At 59.1% G+C, this 7,019-nt stretch carries 6 protein-coding genes; 2 read left to right on the top strand and 4 right to left on the bottom strand.

What is annotated here, in order from left to right:
- Positions 1 to 9: 9 nt before the first annotated feature.
- From ACHEXK_RS05225 to ACHEXK_RS05210, 4 genes are all read right to left on the bottom strand, one after another.
- Positions 10 to 1,722, bottom strand: coding sequence for a ShlB/FhaC/HecB family hemolysin secretion/activation protein (locus ACHEXK_RS05225; protein ID WP_416548304.1), 1,713 nt, complete (start codon positions 1,720 to 1,722; stop codon positions 10 to 12).
- 8 nt (positions 1,723 to 1,730) lie between these two features.
- On the bottom strand, positions 1,731 to 2,027 hold the full coding sequence (locus ACHEXK_RS05220; protein WP_416548303.1) for a winged helix-turn-helix domain-containing protein: 297 nt from the start codon (positions 2,025 to 2,027) through the stop codon (positions 1,731 to 1,733).
- A gap of 230 nt (positions 2,028 to 2,257) precedes the next feature.
- A complete protein-coding gene (locus ACHEXK_RS05215; RefSeq protein WP_416548302.1) occupies positions 2,258 to 2,956 on the bottom strand; it encodes a response regulator transcription factor in 699 nt (232 codons plus the stop codon).
- Positions 2,941 to 4,854, bottom strand: a complete 1,914-nt coding sequence (locus ACHEXK_RS05210) for a 7TM-DISM domain-containing protein (RefSeq protein ID WP_416548301.1) — start codon at positions 4,852 to 4,854, stop codon at positions 2,941 to 2,943. The genes ACHEXK_RS05215 and ACHEXK_RS05210 overlap by 16 nt, the downstream gene beginning before the upstream one ends.
- Positions 4,855 to 4,966: 112 nt before the next feature.
- Between ACHEXK_RS05210 and ACHEXK_RS05205 the strand changes: the two genes are divergently transcribed.
- Positions 4,967 to 5,818 (top strand): thymidylate synthase, encoded by an 852-nt coding sequence (locus tag ACHEXK_RS05205; protein WP_416548300.1) that lies wholly within the window; start codon positions 4,967 to 4,969, stop codon positions 5,816 to 5,818.
- 354 nt (positions 5,819 to 6,172) lie between these two features.
- Entirely contained in the window at positions 6,173 to 6,997 is an 825-nt protein-coding gene (locus ACHEXK_RS05200; protein ID WP_416548299.1) for a hypothetical protein, read from the top strand.
- Positions 6,998 to 7,019: the final 22 nt, after the last annotated feature.

Here is a 7,019-nt window from a genome sequence, read left to right as displayed (position 1 = left end):
AAGGCTTGATCAGAAATTCAGCGCGGCAGACAGCCACAAACGATTCAAAGTGCGGGTGCCATCGCTGTCGGCACCTGTGGTCGGGTGGGCAGCGGGGTTGATGCCGTGTCGACGGCTCAAGGTGGCGGCCAGTTCCTGACCTTGCAAGTTGCGCCAGTTCAGGCTCAGACCCGCGCCCTTGAGGGTCTGCGTGTTGACGCTGCTGATGGCGCTGCCGGCGGTGTTGACGTTGTGGGGGTAGACCTGAACCCGACCCCAATCGGCAAAGGCGTTCAGGGTGAAGGCCTGGTCAATGCGGTGTTTGAGGCCAGTAGAGAGCGTGGTGCCCGTGCTGCCGCCCGCTTCGTTGCTGGGGTAGGCGCGCACACCTGTGGCGCCGCCCAGATAAATTTTTTCAGACGAGTCGAGGTTGCGGTTGGCCCACTGGGCCGCAGCTTGCAGGTACCAGCTGGTCTGGCCTGTCAGGCTTTGCTCACGGTTGAATTGGGCATTGAGCTTGTGAAAGGCGCCAGCGGTGTTGGCAGAGGTGGCGTCTGCCGTGGCGTTGGGCGAATTCTTCAGGTCCACCCGGCCCCAGCTGCTTTGCACACTGGCCGTGTTTTGCGCTACACGCCCAGTGCGATCGATCCAGTTGCCCACAAGGCCCATGCGCAGCACATCCAGCTGGTAATGCGAGACGGTGGTGGGGGCAGCGTCGCCGGTGCTGGCCAAGGCCTGGTTGTCAAAGCGCTTGCGGTCTGTGCTGAGCTGGGCACTCAGGTTACGCTCGGGCTGGCGAATGAGCGGGGCCGACAGGTCTGCGCCCCAGCTTTGGGCCGAGCCGCTCGCTTGCAACGAGGCAAAGCTGCCCACCAATTGGTAGCGCATGTCGGACAGGTGCCCGCCCAAGCGCGCACCTTGCGGGCCCACAGGCCAGGTGAAAGCCAAGCGCCCGTAGCGGCTGCCATCGGTGGCCACCGCTTGCAGTTGCAGCGCATCACCCGCCCCTGTGGGGTTGTGGAAGGACAAGATGGCGCTGATGCGATGGGCACCTGTTGAGGGCGAGCCGAAGTTGTCGGCGGTGATGTTGGCATCGAGGGTTTTGCCCGCACCCAAGGTCACCAGCACATCGGTGCTGCCCGCCTCAGTGCCTTGGGCAAATGTGGCCATGGCCACCACGCCAGGCAGATCGTCCAGCAACAAAAGCAGCCGATCCACTTGGTGCAGGTTCAGCGGCAGGCCCGAGACCAGTTGTGCCTGGGCCATGGCTTGGATTCGATCGCGCGGCAGCGGGGATTCGGGGTACTGAAAACGCACTTGGCCCAGACGCGCTTCGACCACACGCAACTTGACCACGCCTGCGTCGATCTCTTGCTGGGGCACCCAAGCGTTGACCAACCAGCCCGCCTCGCGGTAGGTTTGCACCAAGACCCAAGCGGCCTCTTGCAGCTGGGTGAGACTCAGGTCTTGCCCGGTGAAGCCTCTCAAGGCGCCTAGCAAGGTGGTGGGGCTGAGCAGTGTGGCGCCTTCGATCACAAACGCATTGACGCGCAGCACAGGACCGCTGTGGTCTGCCGCGGGTGGGGTGGGCACCACGGGGGTTTGGAGTGCCGGAGCGAACAGCGCGGCTGCGGGTCGGGCTTCGAGTTGCTGCAACAAAGCGCCAGCGTCGGGGGCCGCGGCTGTGGCGAGCATGGGCAACGCTGCAAGCAGCGCGGTGATCAGGTGGGGGGGCGTGTGCATGGCCAAGCTCATGATTTACGGATGTCCAGCTCGTCAAAGAACTGGTAACCCACGTTGCGAATGGCTTCGATGACGGCGCCTTCAGCGCCTGCTTCATGCAGCTTTTTGCGCAAACGCACCATGCGCACTTGGATATTGGATTTCTGCTCCTCACTGAGCACGATGCCCATGCACTGCGCGACTTGCTCGAATGCCAAGCGCGCATCGGGCGATTGCGCAAAAGCTTGGAGCAAAGTGGCTTCAGTCGCCGTGAGGCGGACGGTACCGGCAGAACCGGTCAGATCGAGTTTATGAAGTGAGAGCACAGCATGCTGACGAATTTGTAGATGCTGCGGATTAAAAAAAAAGAATTGCAGTAAACCTTTCAAAGTCTTTCAAATTGCTAAATTTGCCAACATAAAACGGCAAATTGAAGGTTTATCACAGCAAATGAAGGCTTATGAAGGTATTTTGTTTGGTGACACCCGCGCACTGGCCGCGAAGGGATGCGGGCGTCAGCAACCCTGCATCGACCCGACCGCAGGGCACCTAGAAATCAAGCAATGACTTGCACCGGCACATTCAACTGGTAGCCAATGCCGCGGATCGATTCGAGGCACTGGCCTTGTGCACCTGCCAGACTGAGTTTCTTGCGCAAGCGTGTGATGCGCACTTCGAGGCTGGTTTTGCTGATGTCGGCGCTGTCCAGGCCAAACAGTTCGAGCAGTTGCCAGTTCTCAAGTCGGCCTGAGGGCGCGCGGGCCAAGGCGGTCAACAGATTTTCTTCGGCGGGCGTGAGGCGCACGCTGCCCTCAGGCCCGTGCAACTGACGTTGCTGCATGCGCAGACCACCGGACGGCATGACGGTGTCAACCTGCTGCGCTTGGCGCCGTCGGGCAAAACTTTTGAGTGCAGCAGACAACTCGGCAAAGGGCACGGGCTTGGGCAAATACCAGTCGGCGCCGCTGTCGTAACCAATGACCTTGTCTTGCAGGTCTGAGCGCGCCGAAATGATGATGATGCCCACCAGTGGATGGACTTGGCGAATACGGCGCGAGAGGCTGAAGCCATCTTCACCTGGCAGGTTCAGATCGATCAAAAAAACGTCCGCCAACACGCCTCGGGACTGGTCTTCGAGTTCTTCCGCGCAGCTGAGCGCGACCACACGGTGACCTTCTTCACGCAGCGCATCGGCCGTGAGTTCACGCAAATCGTCGTTGTCTTCAACGAGCACGATGCTCAGGTGGGCAGCCATAGTTCAAAGCAGATGGTGGTATCGGTGGTCTGGTAGCGCAGTTCGGCGCCGATTTGCTGGGCCAGATTGTGCGACAGATACAAACCCAGACCCGTACCGGATTGGCGCTGAGCCGCAGCACTGCGGTAGTACTTGGCAAAGACTTTGTCGGCATCGGGCCTGCCAGCCACACCGGGCGCGTTGCGAACCATCAAAGACCAGCCGATGCGCCCGTCTGCGTGGGGCTGAAGCTGCAAGCTCAACTGAACGGGCTGCTTCGGATCACCGTATTTGAGGGCGTTTTCGATCAAGTTGCTGGCGATGATTTGCACGCATTGCACATCGGAATCAACGGGGGCCGCCAGCGCAATTTGCAGGGCCATTCGTCCCTCGGTTTGCGGGTTGTCTTGGACCCATTGCGCCACTTGCTGGGCGAGGTCAAAGTGCTCAACATGTGCTGCAAACGGCCGCTCAATCAGGCGGTCGGTCTGCACACAGCGGTTGAGGATGGACTTCATGTTGTCGATGGCACGGCCCACATAGCTTTGGGCTTTGTCGGTCGCGGCTCGGTCCTTCAGCGCCAGATCAATCACAGCCAAAGGCGTTTTGAGCTCGTGCATCAGCATGTTGAGCAGCTGCGATTGGTCTTGGCGGCGACGGGTTTCGATGGCGAGTTGTTCACGCGAGAGAAACAGGTGATTGGCTTGTTCGCGGCGCAGACGCTCCATCTGCCTTGAACGCACGATGAGCAGCGCTGTCATGAGCAGCCCCGACAGCAGACCGTAAAGCAGCACGCCGTAGATGGAGATCAAGGTGCCCTGAAGCAGGCCCAGACTGGGCATGATGCTCACAGCGAGCAAGCTGACCGCCAGGCCGTAGTAGAGCGAAATGGCCCGCCTGGGCAGCAAATACCGGCCCAATGCCCGCGACTCCTTGAGGGCTTGCGGACGAATGGAAAAAGAGATGACAAACATGGACAGCATGCCCATGCCCACCAAAAGTGTGTTGAGGGGCAAGGCCCAATCGCTGCGGCCCATCGCCATGAAAACCAGAGCAAGCAAGGAGGCCGCCAGCCCCGTGCGCAGCACATAGCGGCCCCAACGCGAGATGGCGTATTCGTTCAGAATTCGGTACTCAAAAACAAAGGTCAACATGGTTGTCAACAGCAGGGCCCAGCTGTAAAAAGAATCCTGCTGCCGCGCCGACAGCACACCGTCAAACAAGATGCGGTGATAACCCAAATAGCAAGCGGTATAAATGAGCAAAACGGTCTGACGCAGGACAAAGACGCCATTGACCGGATCGCGGTCTTGCTGCCAAGAGATGAACACCCACATCAGACAAGAAAAAAGGACCGCCAACAAAGCCGAATAGGCCAACCACAGGGCATGCTCTTCGCGCAGCATTTCACGTTGGGAGAGCGCTTCAACGTGCATCAATTGCGTGCTGCTGGTCGACAGCCTCAACCAGACATAGCGCTTGGCCTGATGCGATTGGATGAGGAAGGTGTGATGGAGCGACTCAAATTCTGTCTCTGCAAAAGGCGTGCGGTCGCCCGTGGTGCGAGGCGCTATGCCTTGGTCCAACTCCAGCGGGTCGTACAGTGTGATGTGGTCGAGGAAAACGGGGCGAATGCGCAGCACCAACTTGTCAGCGGCATTAGGCGGCATGCCATCCATCTCCAACCTGACCCACTGCACATCGCGACCAAAGCCCTTGCTGAGTACCCCTTTATAGGGCGTGTACGGGGCTGAACGGGCCTGCTCGAAACTGGCGCTCCCCGTGGTGTCGGTCCAATAGGTTTTTTCCAAAATACGGTCTTGCGCCCAAGCTGCCGTTGGCCCCCAGAGGGCGACGATCCCCCAAAGCAGACACACCCAGCGCTTCAAAAATGGACCCCAAGGGCATTGAATGGACATGTTTGCTTTTGGATTGCAGGGTGAGATGGACAGGAAGCATGGTAACAATGTCACCCGCAGTGGCCCCCCGCCTCACCCTCTTTTCGGGGCGTGTGGCTTAAACTCTGCGACCATGAACACCCCTGCCCAGCCCCTTCTGCGCCCTGTACGCAGCCAGTACGAAGACTTCATGCGCCACGTCTACACAACGGGTGTGCAAAAGGGTGACCGCACCGGCACCGGCACGCGCAGCGTGTTTGGCCACCAGATGCGGTTTGACCTGAACGAGGGCTTTCCGCTGGTCACCACCAAAAAAGTCTTTTTGCGCGCCATCATCGTGGAGTTGCTGTGGTTTTTGCGCGGCGACAGCAATGTGAAGTGGCTGCAAGAGCGCGGCTGCACGATTTGGGACGAATGGGCGCGTGAAGACGGCTCACTCGGCCCCGTCTATGGCGTGCAATGGCGCAGCTGGCCCACCCCGGGTGGCGGCCACATCGACCAGATCCAGCAGGTCATGGACACGCTGAAAAACAACCCCGACAGCCGCCGCATCATCGTGAGCGCCTGGAACGTGGCAGAACTCGACCAGATGGCGCTGATGCCCTGCCATGCTTTCTTCCAGTTTTATGTGGCCCCCCCGCAAAAAGCGGGCGACAAACCCAAGCTCAGCTGCCAGCTGTACCAGCGCAGCGCCGACATCTTTCTGGGTGTGCCCTTCAACATCGCCAGTTACGCCCTGCTCACCCACATGATCGCCCAGCAGTGCGATATGGATGTGGGCGACTTCATCTGGACCGGCGGCGACTGCCACATTTACAGCAACCACCACGCGCAAGTTGAGCTGCAGCTCAGCCGCGCGCCCATGGCCTACCCGACGCTGAACATCAAGCGCAAGCCCGCTTCCATCTTCGACTATGAATTTGAAGACTTCGAGGTGGTGGGCTACGAATGCCACCCCGCCATCAAAGCACCCGTGGCGGTTTGACCCTCCCTGTGCTTTGGCGCCCCGCCTGAGGGACATGCCACCGGGTCCCCATTTGGGGCGAGCTGACGCAGGGTGAAGCGGTCGCTGCCGCGGGTGCCACCTCTGCACGTCTGCCCTCGCACCACCACGCCAGTCGACAGGCTGATGGCCATCTGGATGCTTTGAACATCCCTGCATGGCAAAAACCGTTCATGTGGCGGCACTCAAAGACAAGCCCAATGCACCAAAAAAGCGCATTTTTTAACTTTTATTTCACAAATTTGGGTATTTATTGTTGACATTTATCCTATGATTTGAATCCTGCCCAAGCATCGGGCTTGGCAGCAACTTCATTCCAAACAAAGGGTAAATGCCATGCGGAAAATTTCAACGACCCTGTCCGTCATCTGTTTGTTGATGCTCTGTGCCTGTGGTGGGGGTGGATCGACCTCGCGCCAAACTGCCACGGGCTATTTCATTGACTCACCCGTGAGCGGCCTGAGTTACACCAGCGGTGGCCAATCGGGGGTTACCGGTGAAGATGGCAGCTTCCTGTACGAAGTGGACCAACCGGTGACATTTTTCTTGGGCAAGATGGTTTTGGGCACCATCAAAATCGACAAAAACAACCGCATCTTTCCGGTCGATCTGGTCAGTGGTGCCCGCGATGAAACCCATGCCAATGTCAGCCTCATGGCGCGCGTGCTGCAAACCCTCGACAGCAATAACGATCCCACAGATGGCATCACCATCGATGACACGGCACGGCAAGCCATCAACGAGGTGATCCAATTGGCCAGCGTGGACCCCGCTGCCGCACTGGCCCGCATTCAGGTCGCTTTGGGCAACACGCGGCCGCTGGTTGACTCCAACACAGCCCAAACTCACATCCGAGCCAACTTGCTCAAGGAGTATGCCGGGACCTGGCAGGGCCGTTACTCGGGTGGTGACCAAGGCCCATGCACGGTCACCATCAGCAAAACGGGCAGCATTTCTGGGAATTGCACATCGGAAATTCACAACTTGACTTTCCCTATCACGGGCAGTCTCAACAGTGATGGAAGCTCTGCCGCAGGCAATACCGAAACCGGCGCCAACTTCACTGGAACCTACCAGCGCTATGGAGAAGTCAGCGGCGATTGGGTTAACCAGAAAGTAGATATCCGTGGCACCTTCACGCTGAAGCGACAAGGCAGCTGACGCTGGCCGGCCACGGCTCAGC

This window comes from Limnohabitans sp. DCL3, from assembly GCF_048019295.1.
GTDB lineage: Bacteria > Pseudomonadota > Gammaproteobacteria > Burkholderiales > Burkholderiaceae_C > Limnohabitans_A.
The sequence above is the reverse complement of the archived record's forward strand: the minus strand, read 5'-3'. Positions and strand labels throughout refer to the sequence as shown.

What these genes read in the sequence shown, in the direction of transcription:
- ACHEXK_RS05225 (WP_416548304.1), bottom strand. Translation starts at nt 1,722, where the DNA reads ATGCACACGCCCCCCCACCTGATCACCGCGCTGCTTGCAGCGTTGCCC.
- ACHEXK_RS05215 (WP_416548302.1), bottom strand. Translation starts at nt 2,956, where the DNA reads ATGGCTGCCCACCTGAGCATCGTGCTCGTTGAAGACAACGACGATTTG.
- ACHEXK_RS05210 (WP_416548301.1), bottom strand. Translation starts at nt 4,854, where the DNA reads ATGTCCATTCAATGCCCTTGGGGTCCATTTTTGAAGCGCTGGGTGTGT.
- ACHEXK_RS05205 (WP_416548300.1), top strand. Translation starts at nt 4,967, where the DNA reads ATGAACACCCCTGCCCAGCCCCTTCTGCGCCCTGTACGCAGCCAGTAC.
- ACHEXK_RS05200 (WP_416548299.1), top strand. Translation starts at nt 6,173, where the DNA reads ATGCGGAAAATTTCAACGACCCTGTCCGTCATCTGTTTGTTGATGCTC.